Genomic DNA, 17386 nt, shown 5'->3' on the forward strand with positions numbered 1-17386 from the left:
AAAAATGGGAGCTATATCGAAATGATATAACTCCCTTATTTTTAATCAAGTAAATTTATGACTTCTGATTTATGTTTATTCATGATATGCATATATATGTTATAAGTTGTGGAAACATCTTCATGTCCAAGTATCTCTGATATTACCTTGATATCTACAGGCTGGTTCTGTTCCCATCCTTTCTGCAGCAGCATAGATCCGAACGAATGCCTAAGATCATGTAGGCCGAAACCATTAGATTCGATGCCGGCTCTCTTGAGGATCGCTTTAAGCGTCCTGGTAAGAGTTGACTGTGATGGTGGAATATTATTTTCAGTTACGAATATATGGTCATCTCCGGATGCTTCCAGTCCAGGAGACACAGTTTTAAGCCAGAGCAGCTGTTCCTTTGCACGATTTGCCAGAGGAATAACTCTGATTGACTTAGGACGCTTTGGTGTATCTATGAGCCACTGATATTTGCTATCTACTTTGATACGCTCCATTGTCTTATCTATGTTAATGGTATTATTCTTAAAATCTATATCTTTCCATGTGAGAGCATAAGCTTCTCCTATACGCATACCAGTATAAAGAACTAACAGACAGAACCTAGCATTACGTCCATAGATGTAATCACCTGTCTTTACGCCTGGCAAAGCAGAATCTGCTTTCATAAGAGCCGTCTTATAAAACTTCTCAGCTTCTTCTAAAGATAAGAAAGAGTGCTCTTTCTTCTGTACTGCATATTTTGACTTATGCGGCATCTTAATCCCTTTTGCAGGATTCTCTGTGATGATGTTACAGGATACAAGATAATCGAAAACAATATTGAAAAGAGTGCGTGTCTTTTTAACAGTGCTCTCAGAATATTTCTTCGACATATTTGTATAGTATGTTTGAATGACAATCTTGTCTATGGCAGCCATCTGGACATCAGCAATCGGATTAGTTTTAATATAGCAGCGATTTGTAGACTGAAGAGTAGCATAGTTATTTGTCTTGAAAGTCGGCTCCAACGTCTGCAGGATATTATCTATACATTCCCCAAGAGTCATCTTACGATAATCTTTTTGGTTAACCCTCATACTCTTAGCTTCAAATTCTTGTATCTTGCGTTTTACGTCAGCTTTTGTCCTTCCTACAAATTCTTTTCGGCTTGTCATACCAACATATTTCTTACGGTACCTATAGTATGTAATGTCATTCTTTGTTACAGTATCCCATGATCCTGAACCTTTTTCCCTTCTTGCCATATACATCCCTCCGTTGTACAAAATTACACTAATTTTACTTACAAAATAAAAAACTTTACTTTTTTCCAAAATTATGATAATATGAATTATGTGTTAAGTAAATTATAGCATACGGATAAGGATGAAGCAATAATTATTTCCCCCTTATCAATGCGGAAAATGAAATATTCCCCCTTATTTCCCCCTTATGAATTAAATTTAATAGGGTGAAAAGGGTATAAACTAACACGACTAGGTATCAAGTTTGACAACTAAATATCTCTTATAAAGTGGCTTTAAAGCCAGTAAAATCAATACTTTTCAGTATTTACAAAGGTTTCAAAAGATTGATTTTCAAGATACGCGCCTGTAGCTCAGTGGATAGAGCAGTGGTTTCCGGTACCATGTGCGGGGGTTCGATTCCCTTCAGGCGTGCTGCCTGGGACGTATGTACAGTTCCGGTGCGTTGTATCACAGGAGTTATCAGAATCGGGAACTGTCAGAAATCGTATGGCGGCAGTGAACGGAGCAAACGGTAACTCATAAGGAGGACAAGAACTTGGATGATTTTAGAGAATGGTTATCAGATAATCTCCGGTATTTTATGCTGGGTGGAGCTATTCTGATAATTGTGGTTGTCCTGTTTTGCGGCATTCGAGCCTGTTCCGGAAGTAATAAGGGGAATTCCGGAGATGAACAGAAAACCACATCCGAAGACCAGGGAAATGTTCCTTCTTCTCCGATAAGTGAAGGGGAGTCTGACGAGAAGAAAGAAGACGCCAATCCCATGGAAACAGCAGATGCAGACGTTACTGCATTGATCACGAGCTATTATCAGGCTCTGGGGGAAAAAGATATTGCAACGCTGAAGACTCTGGAAGATGATTTCACACCGTCTGATGAGTCAAAAGTCACAAATTTGAAAGATTATATCGAAGGGTATGAAGTAGGCGATGTGTACACGAAGAAAGGTATGACAGATGATTCTTACGTGGTTTACGCCTGTTTCTCGTATATCTGTCAGGGCGTTGAGACCAAGGCCCCTGCACTGACTCAGTTCTATGTATATAAGAACAGCGAAGGAAACTGGGTGATCAATAACGGAGCTTTACAGGATTCTGAGATTTCCGCATATATGGAAAAACAGTTATCAGACAGTGATGTTTCAGCTCTTATAAAGAAGGTGCAGAATGAACTGGATCAGGCACAGCAATCTGATCCGTCTCTTGAAGAATTCCTGAATGGTCTTGGGGAGGAAGCAGGTGTGTCAACAGAGGCAGAAGATGGCACGATGCTTACTGCTTCGGAGGAATGTAATGTACGCGCAGAAGCCAGCACAGATGCTGATATCCTTGGCGTGATCTCAGCAGGTGATCAGGTTCAGAAGACAGGTACTGATGGTGAATGGGTTCAGATCGACTACGACGGTCAGACCGGATACATCAGAGGGGATTTACTCGAATAAAATTGAATATGGAACGTAAAAAATACAGGCGGTTATCTTTGTGGTAACTGCCTGTATTTTTACGTTCTGTTTTTCTGACATTGTTTTTGTCAGCTTCTGCCGGAGATTTTGCTGTTCTTATTACTTTTCGCAACTTCCGCAAGGGACTTACTTGATTCGATTAAATTCACCGTATGTAACTCCTGTCGATAATTCTGTCTGATGCAGGGAAGCCAGTTCGTGCACTGTTACAAGCTGATAGCCTTCTTCGATAAGCTGCGGGATTAGGATCTCGGCTGCATCTACAGAGGTGCTGAAGATATCGTGCATCAGAATAATGGAACCATCTTTTACGTTATTCATGACTTCCTCAACCGTAGATTCCACATCCTGCGTTTTCCAGTCCAGAGTGTCAATGGACCACAGAATCATCGGGGTTCCCACAGTTGATTTTACCGTATCATTAACAGATCCATATGGCGGGCGGACCACCGAAGCTCCCTCACCTGTAAGATTTACAAGCTGTTCATCCACTCTTGCAATTTCTGAACTGATCTCATCCGAAGAAAGAGTCGCCAGATCCTTATGGTCATAAGTGTGGTTTCCAAGTTCACAGCCCAGTTTTTTCATGCGTTTTACTTCGTCCGGAAAACTGGCAATCTCAGTACCCACCATAAAGAAAGTTGCCTTTGCATTATTTTCTTCCAGACAGTCCAGAAGACGGTCTGTAAAAGAACTGGGACCATCATCAAAAGTAAGGGCGACCGACTTCTTTGCCGTAGAGGTACCGGACTTGTCAGAGGTGTCTGACTTACCTGAAGATTTCTTCTTCGAGGATTTTTTCTTTGGTGTATAATCTTTCAGAGAACCATCTGTATCCAGTTCATAAGTTTTCTTATCTATTATCACAGTCCCTGTCTGCAGAATGCCATCCATATCAAAATAATACCGCTTCTTTCCGATATCTGTCCAGCCTGTCTGCATAATACCAGTCTCATCCATATAGTACTGTTTCCCATCTGTATCTGTGAACCATCCTGTGTATGGCTTATCATCTACCAGAAACATCCAGTTACTTCCACTGGAAGCCCAGCTGCCCTCTGATGCCTCAGGCGAGATATCAGTTCTTAATGCAGGACCGCCCGGAGAAGCTTCAGATGAATCTGAAGAAGTGCGTCCAAACAGTTTCCCGGAAGAAGAATCCGTAAAATTATCATTGCTATCAGTCAATGTTTCCTCAGAAGTAAACTCCGCAGAATCCTGATCTTCTGACACGAAAGCTCCGGTATCGCTGATGGCATCTGCCTGTGAAGTCACAGCGGAAGAACGGGTGAAAATTCCTCCAAGTATCAGACACAGAATAACAGAAAGTGCGATCAGCCACCGGTTTGTACGTGGTAAATGATCTGACATGAAAGCCTCCTTTTTGATAAAATCAGTGACAAAAAAGATATCCTGTCATTCGATATCATACAATAAAATCTGACAAAATACAAGGCGATTCCCCATTCCTGCCCTTTTGAAAAAAATTCCAGAAAAATTCCATCAAAATTTCACCGTTGATAAGATGTACAAAAAATTATATAATAGAACAATGGACGAAAAAATCAGAATAAACAAATATTTAAGCGAGGCAGGCATATGCTCCAGACGGGAAGCCGACCGGATGATCGAAGAGGGAAGGATTACGGTAAACGGAAAAAAAGCAGAAAGCGGTCAGAAAGTCAGCCTGGAAGATGAGGTCTATGCAGACAATATACCTGTCCATAAAAATGAAAAAAAAGTACTGCTTCTTTTTAACAAACCCAGAGGGATCGTGTGCAGTACAAAACAGCAGTTTGATGAGACGACGGTAACAGATTATCTGGATTATCCTCTGCGTGTTTATCCTGTGGGCAGACTGGATAAAGAATCACAGGGCCTTCTCCTTCTGACAAATGAAGGAGATCTGGTCAATAAGATCATGCGCGCCGGAAACTATCATGAGAAAGAATATTTTGTGACAGTGAATAAGCCGGTGGACAGTGAATTTGTCCGAAGGATGAGCAAGGGAGTCCCTGTTCTTGATACGGTGACCAGACCATGCAGAGTGGTGCAGACAGGAGAATGCAGTTTTCGGATCATTCTGACACAGGGATTGAACCGGCAGATCCGCAGAATGTGCCGGTATCTGGGATATGAGGTACAGAAGCTGAAAAGGATCAGGATCATGAATCTGACTCTGGACGGGATCAGAGAAGGCGAATACAGAGAGATCACAGCACAGGAATGGGAAGAACTGAACCATTTACTGGAATCTTCCACAAGTGAAACAGTGATCAGAACAGGAGAACAGAATGGAAACAGCAGCGATCATGCGAATGAAAGAGCTGGTGCAAAAGCTGGACAGGGCAGCAAAGGCGTATTACCAGCAGGATACAGAGATCATAAGCAACAGAGAGTACGATCAGATGTACGACGAGCTTCAGGCTCTGGAGAAAGAGACAGGCACTGTTCTGGCAAACAGCCCAACCGTAAGCGTAGGGTACGAGGCAGTTGACCAGCTTCCAAAAGAAGAACACGAATCCCCCATGCTGTCTCTGGACAAGACTAAGGACAGAGAAGTTCTGAGGGAATTTATCGGGGAACACAAAACGCTTCTGTCATGGAAGCTGGACGGACTGACGATCGTTCTTACCTACGAGAATGGAGGACTTGCCAAAGCAGTTACACGTGGAAACGGTGTGACAGGAGAGGTTGTCACCAATAATGCCAGAGTATTTAAGAACGTTCCTCTTAAAATCCCGTATCAGGGAAGACTGGTGTTGCGTGGGGAAGCGATCATTACCTATTCGGACTTTGAACGGATCAATGAATCCATAGAAGACGTTGATGCGAAATACAAGAATCCGAGAAACTTATGCAGCGGTTCTGTCCGCCAGTTAAACAATGAGATCACAGCCCGCAGGAATGTGCGTTTCTACGCATTTACGCTGGTAAGCGCCGACGGGGTTGATTTCCATAATTCAAGAGCCCGGCAGTTTGAATGGCTGAAAGAACAGGGATTTGATGTAGTGGAATACAGGACAGTCACAGCTTCAACGCTGGATGAAGCCATGGAATATTTTTCAACTGCGATCACTGAGAATGATTTTCCGTCGGACGGACTGGTTGCTCTTTATGATGATATTGCATACGGAGATTCCCTTGGAAGAACAGCGAAATTTCCCAGAAATGCTTTTGCATTCAAATGGGCAGATGAGATCAGAGAAACCCATCTTCTGGAGATCGAATGGAGCCCGTCAAGAACAGGGCTGATCAATCCGGTGGCTGTTTTTGAACCGGTTGAGCTGGAGGGAACCACTGTGAGCCGTGCCAGCGTACACAATGTGAGCATTCTAAAAGAATTGCAGCTTGGTATCGGGGATACGATCACTGTATATAAAGCAAATATGATCATTCCGCAGATTGCAGAAAACCTCACACGCAGCAGTAAACTGGAAATTCCGGATACTTGCCCTGCATGTGGCCATGGAACGCAGATACAGAAGGTAAATGATGTGGAGGCACTTTACTGTACAAATCCTGACTGTGCCGCAAAGAAGATCAAATCCTTTGCACTTTTTGCAAGCAGGGATGCCATGAACATTGACGGACTGTCAGAAGCAACACTGGAGAAATTCATTGCAAGAGGCTTTATTCATGATTTCGGAGATATTTTTGAGATTGGAAAGCATCGTGATGAGATCGTGGAGATGGACGGATTCGGGGAGAAATCCTTTGAGAACCTGATGACCAGCCTTGATAAAGCTAAGGAGACTACTCTTGCGAAGGTGATCTACAGCCTTGGAATCGCCAATATCGGCCTTGCCAATGCAAAAGTGATCTGCAGGCATTTTGATGATGATCTGGAGAAGATCCGTCATGCAGATAAAGAGGAGATCAGCTCTATTGATACCATCGGACCGGTAATTGCCGGAAGTCTGACTGATTATTTTTCAAACGAGGATAATAACAGAAAACTGGATCATCTGATGAGCCATCTGACTGTTAAGAAAGAAGAAAAGACAGGTGAGCAGATTTTCCGGAACATGAATTTCGTTATCACAGGAAGTGTGGAGCACTTTGCAAACAGAGCACAGGCAAAGGAATTTATTGAGTCTCTGGGAGGCAAGGTGACCGGATCAGTAACATCGAAGACGAACTACTTGATCAATAATGACACAACTTCCAATTCTTCAAAGAATAAAAAAGCCAAAGAACTGGGAATTCCAATCCTTTCGGAAGAAGATTTCCTGAAGATGGCACAACAATAAAATAATAAGAACAGGAGATAAGATAATGCCAATTAAAATACAGAGCGATCTGCCCGTAAAAGAGATTCTGGAAAAAGAAAATATTTTCGTGATGGATGAGTCACGTGCATCCCATCAGGATATCCGCCCCATTCAGATCCTTATTCTGAACCTGATGCCTCTGAAAGAGGAGACAGAGCTTCAGCTTCTGCGTTCCCTTTCCAACACACCGCTGCAGGTAGATGTCACTTTTATGGCAGTACAGAGCCATGAAGCGAAGAATACATCTGTGAGTCATCTGAATAAATTTTATCAGACATTTCCGGAACTGAAAAATAACAAATACGATGGAATGATCATCACAGGGGCTCCTGTAGAGCAGATGGAATTCGAAGAGGTAGACTACTGGAAGGAACTGGTAGAGATCATGGACTGGACAAACACCCATGTTACCTCCACCATTTATCTGTGCTGGGCTGCACAGGCAGGACTCTACCACCACTATGGACTGAAAAAACGCAAACTTGATAAGAAGATGTTCGGTCTTTTCTGGCATAAAGTGATGAACCGTAAGATTCCGCTGGTACGCGGATTCGACGATATGTTCCTTGCACCTCATTCCAGACATACGGAAGTTCCCATCGAGGATATCCATAACTGTAAAGAACTGACAGTGCTTGCTGAATCCGATGAAGCAGGGCTTTTCCTTGCAATGGCAGACGGCGGCCGCAAGATCTTTGTAATGGGACATCCGGAATATGATCGTGTGACTCTTGACGGTGAGTACAAACGTGATGTCAGCAAAAACCTGCCCATCGAAATCCCGGAGAATTATTACAAAGACAACAACCCGGAAAACAGACCGCTCCTTATGTGGAGAGCACATGCGAACAACCTGTATACAAACTGGCTGAATTACTATGTCTACCAGTCAACTCCGTTCGACCTGTATGGAACACCGGATTTCAGCGAGATCTAAAGGGTTTGCGAGAAGTTCAATTTCACTATCTTACCGTATTTTTACGTAATTTCATGCGAAAATGGAGTAAAAATGGGGTATGGATTCAGTAAAAATGGGGTATGACATATATCTAACAATGTATAATAGGGAATTTCACACAGTAAATGCCTGATATTGCCAATTGAATATTTTAAACATCTGAATAAGTCCATGTACTTGTATAACTACAGGTATGTGGGCTTATTTTAGTGCTTAAAAATAATAGGTAAAGTTTGCAGATGAGTATGAGAAACGGTTTATCAGATTAGAAATAAGCAACAGAAAAAACATACCCGAAGAAATGGTGATTTAATAGAACAAAAACAAGGAGGAAATGACAATGAACAAAACAATATATGAAGCAGAGTTTACCAAAATGGTACATGATAAAATGAGAGAAGCTAATAGATTCAAAGAATATGAGAGAATACCCAAAAATAGGATAGGTGGGGATTACTGGAATACTTACTGGACAATCCGTTATATGCTTCGCACTATGACAGATATTTTAGAAAATGGAGATAAACTGGTATTATTAGGATACTTCACTGTAAAGCCTAAATTTTATAAGGAAAGAACAGCATGTCCTGGAATGGAAAGAACAGGAAAAAATGTGTATGAGATTCCAGAAAGATATAAGGCAAAGTTTAAATCTGGTACTGTGTTAAATCGTGCTTGCGAAGCGTATGGAGATTATCACAAAGAAGAAGCAAATAATAAAGATGATGAATACGAAGAAGGAGAAGAAGAGTAATGAGATGTAAAGATTGTGAATATGTAAAATGCTATGCTGTCAATAAGAAGATGTATTATTGTGACAATAGAAATAGAACAAATCTGATGGGTAAACTGGGTGATGATGTTTTACCTGAGACAAGTCCTGAGTGGTGTCCAATGGCTGATAGGACAATTGATGAAAATAATATGGCTGAGAAAGGATTAGAGAAGTAATGGAATTAAACAATACAGAAATGAAGATGCAGTATATTCTTGATGAAAATAAAAATCTGGCAGAGATACCATTAACAGACATGTTGCCTGTAGAATATCCAATTAAATATAAATTAATCAGTGCATTTGAAGTGTTTGTAAGAGTGCCAGGTACAGAAAACTATTGGATTTCTAATTACGGAAGAGGTATAAATAATTATAGAAATTCAGATAAGAATAAATTCTATGAGCATAAACAAGGGCAATGCCATTATACAGTTTATGCAATATCACGAACACCAGAAAAAATTAGAGGAAAACTGACAGGTGAAATTATAGTTGAAACAACTAAAAGAGAAACCTGCCCAGAAGAACTGGTGGCAAAAAGTTTTCTGAAACAATATAAAGGTAGATTTAAAGTCTGGCATAAGAATGGTGATTTTGCGGATAACTGGTATAAGAATTTGATATATGTTACTGGTGAAGATTTTAGAAAACTGAAAGCAGGTAAGATTACATGGCAGGAATTAGGCTATGAGCAGAAATATATTGAGTATGTCAACAATGCCAAGAATCAACCAATGACTGCGTATGGTTCTATTTCTAGTCGTTGTAAAGGTGAAAATAACAGTGAGAGTGCGCACAAGTGTTATGATGATGTTGAAATGTGTCAAGAATGGAAAGATGATCCGCAGTTATTTGTCAAGAGATACTTGGAGTTATATTATGAAGTACCAGGCGAATCAATGGCTGTAGACAAGGATTTATTTGGTAATGGAAGCAAGGTGTATTCTCCTGAGACAATCTGTATTCTGCCACAAGGCTTAAATACATTACTTGCCAACAGTAAAAAGCATTATAAAGATGGGGAAACACCAGACAATGTGCTTCCTCTTGGAGTAAGATATAATGGTAAAGTCAATAAATATTACGGACAGATTACTTATTTTGGTACAGAAGATGAATTGATTTACCATATAGAGATACAATAGCAGAAGCATTTGCAGATTATAAGAAATTCAAAGAATGCGACATTGCAATCATGGTGTCAAAATACAGAGATAAGATACCAGAATACATATATGAGAAACTACGTACGGTGAGAGTAGAGCCGTATTGATGTGTATATCCTAGAGAATACGGGCATAATATTGACTAAATAATTGATTCAAGACTGGGTTTATGATACAATATAATCAAGAAATAAAGGTATATTTGTATGAACCCAGTTGTTGACATAACATGACTGGGGTGTTATATTCTTATGAATAATAATGCGAATTTTGAAGAACAGAAGGAGGTTGATTGTATGGCATTAGCACAGAAACGAAATCCAGGGTGTATTATTACCTGTGGCAAGGAAAAAACATTCTTTAAAAAAGTAAATGAAAATCGACCGACTGAGGCATTTTGGAATGAATGCAAACAGTTACGCAAAAATTTGAATACAGAATCAATTAATGCGTTAAATGCGTTGATGGACAAGGAAGATTAATGGGTAATCAAGAATTAAGTTTTGTTGAATTGAATCAATCGAAAGTCACAGATGATGTGATACAGCAGTTTGATTGTGGAAATGAGGATATGACAGAATATCTACACAAATATGCAAAAAATGATTCAATAGAGGGTAAGGGTGTTACATATGTTTTAGTAGCAGAAGACAGAAAACATATTTATGCTTATGCAACTATTAAGGCATATAGCTTATACTATTATGACGAGGCAGAGAAATATCATACAAAGGTAATGAATGATGATGGAAAGATTTTATTATCTATTCCAGCAGTTGAGATAAAGATGTTTGCAATCAGTAGAAAACTAAAAGGTCAGGTAGCATATTTGCTTGATCCAGTAAAAAAGCAACATTATTCAAGTATCTTCTTTAAATGGTTTCTTGAGTATTTATATTACATGTCAATGAATACTATTGGATTTCAGATGGTATTTCTTAGAGCAAATAATGAGGGAGAAAGGCTTTATAGAAATAATAGTTTTATCGAATGTGATGAATATTTAAGTACATATGATGCTAAAGCAGATGGATGTACTTCTTTAGCAATTACCTTGTCAGAAATTGAGGAAGTTATTTTTTGATAGGCATATCAGGGAAAACAAAATCCTTGATGTGCCTATTTTTTTACGTTTTATATGTCTGCTGCCGAGCGGTACTCTTTAATGTAAAACCACCGCCCCTATAAACACGTATATTAAATTTTAAGGACGAATAATATACACATAAGAAATATCTTCATATAATATAATATATAAAAGTCTGTTATAAAGCGAAATACAAGGCTTGAGAAGCATTCTGAGAGCATGATTTATTATCATAGAGGTTGATCTTCATCAGAAGGAACATAGACACAAATATCCTGTATCTGACAGTGCAGAATACGGCACAAGTCATTAACTGTCTTCATAGAAATATTTTGATTATGTTTAAGACGATGCAAAGTGCTATGAGACATATGATGCTTGCTTGTCAAAGTATACCAGTTTTCATTTGTTTTCTTTAATGTTTCCCAGAATGGACTGTAATCTATCATGGCTGTTCCTTCAAAGATATTTGATATTATTACCATAAAATAGATTCTTATACTTGAATATCTTCGTTATAACGAATATAATAAGGGTATTACAGCAATGTGATAGTGAATACGAAATGTCGAACAAATTTGACAAAAAGAATTGTATATTACATATAGCAGTAGTATAATCAAATTGTGAATTTTATGTGAAATGTTTATTCAATTGAATACGGCATAGCCAGAGAAATCTGGTGACGCAAAACTACAGGGTCTAAGCGAATGTATGACAGCCAGTTGCAACTATGATAATTAAGGCATTGCTTTTTTTCTTATGGAGAAGTGATGTCTTTTTTAAATAATTTTACGGAGGAAGAAGCGTATGATGAAAAAGTTTTTTAAGAAAATCTCTATTTATACGATGACAGCAATGCTTGCTTTTTCAACAGTACCAGGAACAGTACAGGCACATTCTGGAAGAACAGATTCAAGTGGAGGACATCATGATAATAAAAATGTGAGTGGTTTAGGTTCTTATCATTATCATTGCGGTGGACATCCTGCACATTTACATGATGGTGGTGTATGTCCTTATAGTAGTTCTGCTGCTACGTCAGATACATCAACTACTTCTGAGGTGAGTACAACGACATCTGGTGGAGCAGGTTGGGGAACTTTTGGCGGTGGTTTAGCATCTTCTAACACTTCACAGACGACAACTGCAACACCATCAGCATCTAATGCAATACAATTAAATGCAGGAAGTAGTATTACAATTTCCAAAGACATTATCAAGATTGTACAGGATGTACTCAATCAAAAAGGATATGATTGTGGATCTGTTGATGGTATTGCAGGAAATAAGACTAAAGAAGCTATTAAGAAATTTATAGACGAGAATCAATCAGACAGTACAGATAATGCAATTGTGAATATGGTTGCTAAAGGACTGGGGATTAAATAAAGCAATTACAAGATAAAAGGAAGTATTAACAGACATGAATACCAAAAAATTTTTACCGTTACTCATTAAATCGACTCTTATATTAACATCAATAGGAATGTTGACTGCCTGTGGAGAATCATCGGATAATACTTATGATTCTTCTGTAACATCTTCAAATAGTTATAATTCATCAGATTACAGTAGTGATTCGTATTCCAGTGATTATGGTTCATCGGATTATGATGACGATTCAAATAGTTACAGTTCTTCTTATGATTCAAATGATTACAGTTCATCAGATTATGATAATGATTATTCAGAAGGACATTCTTATGATAAAAGTGATCCGTTTTACTCTGCCAACGATGTTGATGGTAATGGTAAGTTGACAGACGAAGAATGGCAAAATGCAATGGATGACGCAATAACCTATTACTATTATAAAATGCAAGAGGGAAATTGATTTAGATAATATTGACATGGAGTTTCCAAGGCATGAAAAGAAAATTTACAATAGGGATTTTAATTGGTATAACAGATACTATCTGGATGTGGATCGTCAAATGACCAAATAAATATATCTAAATGGATGTTTAAAGACGATCTGAATATTTATAGTTGTGAAAAAATTCTTGGTAAAGCAAAAGTAGAAGAATTAAATAATTGCACACAATATTTTTGGGACGACTATAAAATTTGCAATAAATATGAAGGAACGCTATCGCTATTATATTCTAATAAACAGGATGATTGGTCTTCAAATCCTGATAGAAATTCATATTCTTTCCAGTGGACTGTTCAATGTGATGACGAAGAATATAAACATATTTTTAAAGATTTAGAAAATTATAACCACTTACAAAAATATGTCACGAGTGCATCAGATGGAACAAATGGTGAATGTTATAATTTTATTACTGATTTTAAAGATGAAAATTACGATGAAAAATGGTTTTTTGGTGATAATGGTACTGCATATTTTGTTATCTATTCAATATACAAAGATGGAGTCCTTGAGCTACAGTGGGGACTTGGGCGTGTTCCAATAAAAGAGTAGGAGTTTATCATAATGGTTCAAGTTATAGTCTGTTTACTCATACTGATGCAAAACTGGGAACTTGCAAAAGATATGAAGCCATTAAATAGAATTAATCCGCTTATCTAAAGGGGGAAATCATATGAACGAATATTTTCCGACAGTAGTACAGGTGATACCATTGGATAACTTTCATGTGCAGGTATTCTTTGATGACGGTAAGATTGTAGACTATGATGCTACAGAAGATTTGAAAGCAGAAATATTTAAGCCATTAAGAGATATTGATGCATTTAAAGAAGCTTGTACCGTTATGAATGGTACTCTTGCATGGGATCTTTCTGGCAACAGAGATGAATCCAGTTGTATTGATATTGATCCGTTTACTGTATATGAGTTAGAATCCATTAATAATCTGATTGCTTGAATAATGTGATCACAATTTAATATGAGCAGCATGAAAGCCCTCGGGAGTTAATCCTGGGGGGCTTTTGGTATAGCCAAATCCGTTGAAGTATGTTATTATATGCATCAGTTCTCAGAATCGGGAATATTCAGTTGAGATAAGAAAGGACACAACAATCATATGAACATAGGAAACAATATAGGAAATATCATGAAGATCACAGGCGCATGGAACACCTTTAAGAGCAATCATCCCAAGTTCCCGGCATTCTGTCAGGCAGTTTCACGCAAAGGGCTTAAAGAAGGAAGCATTATTGAAATTGCGATCACCACTCCTGAGGGAGAGAAGATAGAGACAAACCTGAAAGTAAAGGACAGTGACCTGGAATTACTGAAACAGCTGTCTGACCTGAAAATGTGAAAAAGTTTACAAAAATTTTATTTGAATAACAGGTATAAATCTGCTATAGTATTCTATGTTGGTTAAGTTGATTATTATTCGTTCCCATATATAAGAATGATAGGTTCTCAAAAGAAAGAAGAGGAAGAAAATTGCGTAAAAAATCACATATTTTATTAGCAAGATACCTTGCGGATCAGATGCAGACCACAGCAAGCCTGCAGTCTCACAGAAAGGCTTTCTGTCTGGGCAGCATTCTGCCGGATATCAAACCGTCCTTTATCACCAGGAGACACGAGTTCTACGGAACATTTGAAGATGTCAAGAACCGGATGAAAGAACTGGCAGATATCAGACCGGATGAGAGTAACCAGAGAGTTTACTGGCGGCGGTTCGGCGAAGTGATCCACTATATGGCGGATTATTTTACCTTTCCTCATAACAAAACATATACAGGAAGCTTCAGCCAGCATAATCATTATGAGAAAGTACTTAAGAACAGACTGAAAGAATGTATACAGCAGGGAGAAGCACATGCATATCTGGAACCGGCCATCCGCTTCGCAGATTTCGCCACCCTGATCGATTATATCGAAGCTACTCATGAGAAATACCTCAACAAGCTCCGCAGCGTGGAAGAGGATATCCGCTTTATCCTGAATATGTGTTTTCAGGTAGTGCAGGGACTGATACAGATCTGCATTGGTAATAAGAACTTTGCAGGAGCCATTCAGGCAGCCTGACAGAGATACGCTAAGAATACAGGAAGGCTGTGTGGAAATCATATCCGCACAGCCTTCCTGCATTCTGAAATATATCTTTCTCACTGCTTGAGTCGGTTAAAATGTGACAAAAAAATGAATTTTGGTCAAATCTGGAATTTACCTGCCCTGAGCTGTTGATTTCAAAAAATGATTATGCTAGAATAAAACAGGTTAATATTTCGGGATAATTCACTTATGAAATAACATAATAATGTGAAAAGTAATTTAGACAGTATGCCCTTATAAACAGGGGGTAAGGACATGCTCACAGTAAGAAGGGAGCAATTTAGATATATGAAAAACAAGTATCTTACCAGATTCTTATGTCTGACATTGATGTCAGGAATGGTATTATCCGGTCCTGCGTCCGTACTTGCAGCAGAGGATACTGCTGCGTATACAGCAGACGGTTCTGATTTCAGCGATTCCGGTGATTTTGATTCAGGATCAGAGAATCCGGCGCCGGCAGATCCGACTCCTGCAGAGCCAACACCTGCGCCGGTAGACCCGACACCTGCACCGGTAGATCCGACACCAACAGATCCGACACCAACACCTGCAGAGCCAACACCTGCACCGGCAGATCCGACTCCGACACCAACAGATCCGACTCCGACACCTGCGAATCCTACACCAACACCGTCTTCGCAGATTACGAAGGCAGCCCAGGATGTGATCGACAGAATCAAAGAGTTGAACGCACAGACCATCACGCTGGAGAAGAAAGCCACTGTTCAGAGCATCCGCACTGCATATAATGCCCTGTCTGATACAGAGAAGGCACAGGTTTCTAATTATAATCTGCTGGTTCAGGCAGAAGCGACTATTGCTCAGTTGGAAGCGCAGAAGAACAATGCGGATACGAATAATCCATTTACGAGTAATACCAGTGCTGCACAGACCGGAACTCCGGTATATTATGCGTCCAATATCCACGCAGGTAAGGATTTCTATCTGGACAGCCTGAAGAATAACTACAATCTGACCTTCTCAGATGATTTCGCTTCTGTTATGGATGAGATCGAGAAGGAATATAAAGAGAAGAACAAAGTAGCAGATGCCAGCGATGTAAACGGCAGCAAGACCACCACATCTGCAGACAGTCTTCTGGTAAGAAACTGGCAGGATATCCTTGCAGTCTATGTATATCAGCAGAGCCAGGACGGAAAAACAGAATTTACCCTGGATTCTTCCTGCAAGAAAGACCTTGCGAAAATCTTTGCAGAGATGAACCCGATCGTAAGGGACAAGCAGGATATCACTCACGTTACATACGCTAATCGTAAAATCAACTACTATATTAAGAAAAATAAAATCGCAAAAAAGGATCGTACGATCCTTAAGAAATATGTGGAGACAGACTGCAAACTCCTCTGCGCGGTAGTAACAGCTGCCAACGGTTTTGTCCGCGAGAGCGTAGGAGATGATGTTTCCGAGGAAAGAGTAAATGTTATCTCCGCAGCCTATTCACTGGTTGGTAAAGTCGGTTACTTCTGGGGTGGCAAATCCACAGTGATCGGTGAAGATCCAGGCTGGGGAACTAGCGAGAAGGTATCAGCCGAGGGAAGCAAGAGCACTGGAACCATCCGCGCATACGGACTGGACTGCAGTGGTTTTGTCACCTGGGCAGTGATCAACGGATATCAGGATAAAGCAATGCAGGAAGCTGTAGGTGACGGAACTTCCGATCAGTGGGAGAAAGCAAACGTGGTAACTGAGGCAGATGCACAGCCCGGAGATCTGGTGTTCCAGAAAGGACCGGAAGCAGGAAGCGATAATCATGTAGGTATTCTCTGCGGTAAAACAGACGCAGGTGACTGGATCGCAGTACACTGCTCCTCCGGCAAGAATGGAGTAACAGTAGGCGAAGCATACAGTGCAAGCTTCCGTTACATCCGCCAGCCATCCTTCTACCCGACACAGGAACAGGTTCAGGAAATGCAGAGCAGCAGTACGGTAAGCACAACAACAAGTGATGCAGCAGCTTCCACAGGAACAGATATCTTTTCTGCAAATGTGACAGTAAGCAATACTCTGCAGAATGCGATGAAGTCAAATACTTCCGACTCAACAGGATTCACAACATCAGAATCCACTGAGAAGACTTCCATCCTTCCAGATAAGATTGATCTGTCAAAAGAGAAAGTCGCTGTATTTAAGGCAAAATAAAATGGATAAAAGAAGGGAGAAAGTCATACAAAAAAGTCTGGCTTTCCCTTCTTTTTTCGTGTGTAAACTTTTTTATCTGTTAACTTAAACGATCAAGTAAAAACTGACGAATTTGCTTATTGGTCTGCGGAATATGCTTCAAAAGCGAAAAAAATATTCGAAAATATGGAAACAAAAATTGACAAAGTGTACGAAATATGCTTGAATGAAAAAGTAAATTCTACATTCTAACACACCTTGATTTTATGCGGGATTAAATTCTATTTTCGGAGATAC

18 protein-coding genes, 1 tRNA gene, 1 pseudogene and 1 riboswitch are annotated in these 17386 nt (G+C 39.6%); of the genes and pseudogenes, 17 read left to right on the plus strand and 3 right to left on the minus strand.

Annotated elements, in window-relative coordinates:
• Positions 1–41: 41 nt before the first annotated feature.
• Complete coding sequence (locus ACESZG_RS11250) at positions 42–1235, minus strand: tyrosine-type recombinase/integrase (RefSeq protein ID WP_373218294.1); 1194 nt, start codon at positions 1233–1235, stop codon at positions 42–44.
• 342 nt (positions 1236–1577) lie between these two features.
• Between ACESZG_RS11250 and ACESZG_RS11255 the strand changes: the two genes are divergently transcribed.
• Positions 1578–1649, plus strand: a tRNA-Arg gene (locus tag ACESZG_RS11255).
• A 124-nt stretch (positions 1650–1773) separates the two neighbouring features.
• On the plus strand, positions 1774–2679 hold the full coding sequence (locus ACESZG_RS11260) for an SH3 domain-containing protein (protein WP_020993940.1): 906 nt from the start codon (positions 1774–1776) through the stop codon (positions 2677–2679).
• Positions 2680–2826: 147 nt separating this feature from the next.
• On the opposite strand, the gene ACESZG_RS11265 is transcribed toward ACESZG_RS11260, so the two are convergent.
• The gene (locus tag ACESZG_RS11265; protein ID WP_368208823.1) at positions 2827–4071 is read right to left on the minus strand and encodes a polysaccharide deacetylase family protein; all 1245 of its coding nucleotides are present in this window, start codon (positions 4069–4071) and stop codon (positions 2827–2829) included.
• A 181-nt stretch (positions 4072–4252) separates the two neighbouring features.
• Here ACESZG_RS11265 and ACESZG_RS11270 point away from each other — a divergent pair.
• The 8 genes and pseudogenes from ACESZG_RS11270 to ACESZG_RS11305 all read left to right on the plus strand — a co-directional run.
• Positions 4253–4906, plus strand: a pseudogene (locus ACESZG_RS11270) (pseudouridine synthase); the annotation flags it as partial.
• 88 nt (positions 4907–4994) lie between these two features.
• Positions 4995–6953: an NAD-dependent DNA ligase LigA gene (ligA, locus tag ACESZG_RS11275; RefSeq protein ID WP_020993939.1), complete on the plus strand. Its 1959-nt coding sequence runs from the start codon at positions 4995–4997 to the stop codon at positions 6951–6953.
• A 25-nt stretch (positions 6954–6978) separates the two neighbouring features.
• Complete coding sequence (gene metA / locus ACESZG_RS11280; protein WP_022381035.1) at positions 6979–7911, plus strand: homoserine O-succinyltransferase; 933 nt, start codon at positions 6979–6981, stop codon at positions 7909–7911.
• A gap of 361 nt (positions 7912–8272) precedes the next feature.
• On the plus strand, positions 8273–8686 hold the full coding sequence (locus tag ACESZG_RS11285; RefSeq protein WP_373218296.1) for an HU family DNA-binding protein: 414 nt from the start codon (positions 8273–8275) through the stop codon (positions 8684–8686).
• Positions 8686–8883 carry a hypothetical protein gene (locus ACESZG_RS11290; protein ID WP_373218298.1) on the plus strand — a complete coding sequence of 66 codons (198 nt, stop codon included), beginning with the start codon at positions 8686–8688 and terminating at the stop codon, positions 8881–8883. Before ACESZG_RS11285 ends, ACESZG_RS11290 begins: the two co-directional genes overlap by 1 nt.
• The gene (locus tag ACESZG_RS11295) at positions 8883–9854 is read left to right on the plus strand and encodes a hypothetical protein (RefSeq protein ID WP_368211338.1); all 972 of its coding nucleotides are present in this window, start codon (positions 8883–8885) and stop codon (positions 9852–9854) included. The genes ACESZG_RS11290 and ACESZG_RS11295 overlap by 1 nt, the downstream gene beginning before the upstream one ends.
• Positions 9855–10171: 317 nt before the next feature.
• Positions 10172–10357, plus strand: coding sequence for a hypothetical protein (locus ACESZG_RS11300; RefSeq protein ID WP_118520670.1), 186 nt, complete (start codon positions 10172–10174; stop codon positions 10355–10357).
• Positions 10357–10959, plus strand: a complete 603-nt coding sequence (locus ACESZG_RS11305; RefSeq protein ID WP_055149318.1) for a hypothetical protein — start codon at positions 10357–10359, stop codon at positions 10957–10959. The genes ACESZG_RS11300 and ACESZG_RS11305 overlap by 1 nt, the downstream gene beginning before the upstream one ends.
• A 233-nt stretch (positions 10960–11192) precedes the next feature.
• Here the strand turns inward: ACESZG_RS11305 and ACESZG_RS11310 are convergent, their stop codons facing one another.
• The gene (locus ACESZG_RS11310) at positions 11193–11447 is read right to left on the minus strand and encodes a helix-turn-helix domain-containing protein (protein ID WP_373218301.1); all 255 of its coding nucleotides are present in this window, start codon (positions 11445–11447) and stop codon (positions 11193–11195) included.
• A gap of 167 nt (positions 11448–11614) precedes the next feature.
• A riboswitch (cyclic di-GMP riboswitch) is annotated at positions 11615–11695 on the plus strand.
• 116 nt (positions 11696–11811) lie between these two features.
• Here ACESZG_RS11310 and ACESZG_RS11315 point away from each other — a divergent pair.
• The 7 genes from ACESZG_RS11315 to ACESZG_RS11345 all read left to right on the plus strand — a co-directional run bounded on the left by ACESZG_RS11315 (position 11812) and on the right by ACESZG_RS11345 (position 17110).
• Positions 11812–12354: a YHYH domain-containing protein gene (locus tag ACESZG_RS11315; protein WP_243874232.1), complete on the plus strand. Its 543-nt coding sequence runs from the start codon at positions 11812–11814 to the stop codon at positions 12352–12354.
• A gap of 34 nt (positions 12355–12388) precedes the next feature.
• The gene (locus ACESZG_RS11320; protein ID WP_173720424.1) at positions 12389–12799 is read left to right on the plus strand and encodes a hypothetical protein; all 411 of its coding nucleotides are present in this window, start codon (positions 12389–12391) and stop codon (positions 12797–12799) included.
• A 126-nt stretch (positions 12800–12925) separates the two neighbouring features.
• Positions 12926–13393: a hypothetical protein gene (locus tag ACESZG_RS11325; RefSeq protein WP_118574576.1), complete on the plus strand. Its 468-nt coding sequence runs from the start codon at positions 12926–12928 to the stop codon at positions 13391–13393.
• 121 nt (positions 13394–13514) lie between these two features.
• Positions 13515–13799 (plus strand): DUF2442 domain-containing protein, encoded by a 285-nt coding sequence (locus tag ACESZG_RS11330; RefSeq protein ID WP_055053093.1) that lies wholly within the window; start codon positions 13515–13517, stop codon positions 13797–13799.
• Between the two features lie 159 nt (positions 13800–13958).
• The gene (locus ACESZG_RS11335) at positions 13959–14198 is read left to right on the plus strand and encodes a hypothetical protein (protein WP_008703324.1); all 240 of its coding nucleotides are present in this window, start codon (positions 13959–13961) and stop codon (positions 14196–14198) included.
• A gap of 131 nt (positions 14199–14329) precedes the next feature.
• On the plus strand, positions 14330–14920 hold the full coding sequence (locus tag ACESZG_RS11340) for a zinc dependent phospholipase C family protein (protein ID WP_368211335.1): 591 nt from the start codon (positions 14330–14332) through the stop codon (positions 14918–14920).
• Between the two features lie 315 nt (positions 14921–15235).
• Positions 15236–17110, plus strand: a complete 1875-nt coding sequence (locus ACESZG_RS11345) for a C40 family peptidase (protein ID WP_368211333.1) — start codon at positions 15236–15238, stop codon at positions 17108–17110.
• The last annotated feature ends 276 nt before the right edge of the window (positions 17111–17386 follow it).

It is taken from the genome of Blautia sp. Marseille-P2398 (assembly GCF_964240315.1).
Classification (GTDB): domain Bacteria; phylum Bacillota; class Clostridia; order Lachnospirales; family Lachnospiraceae; genus Blautia_A; species Blautia_A wexlerae.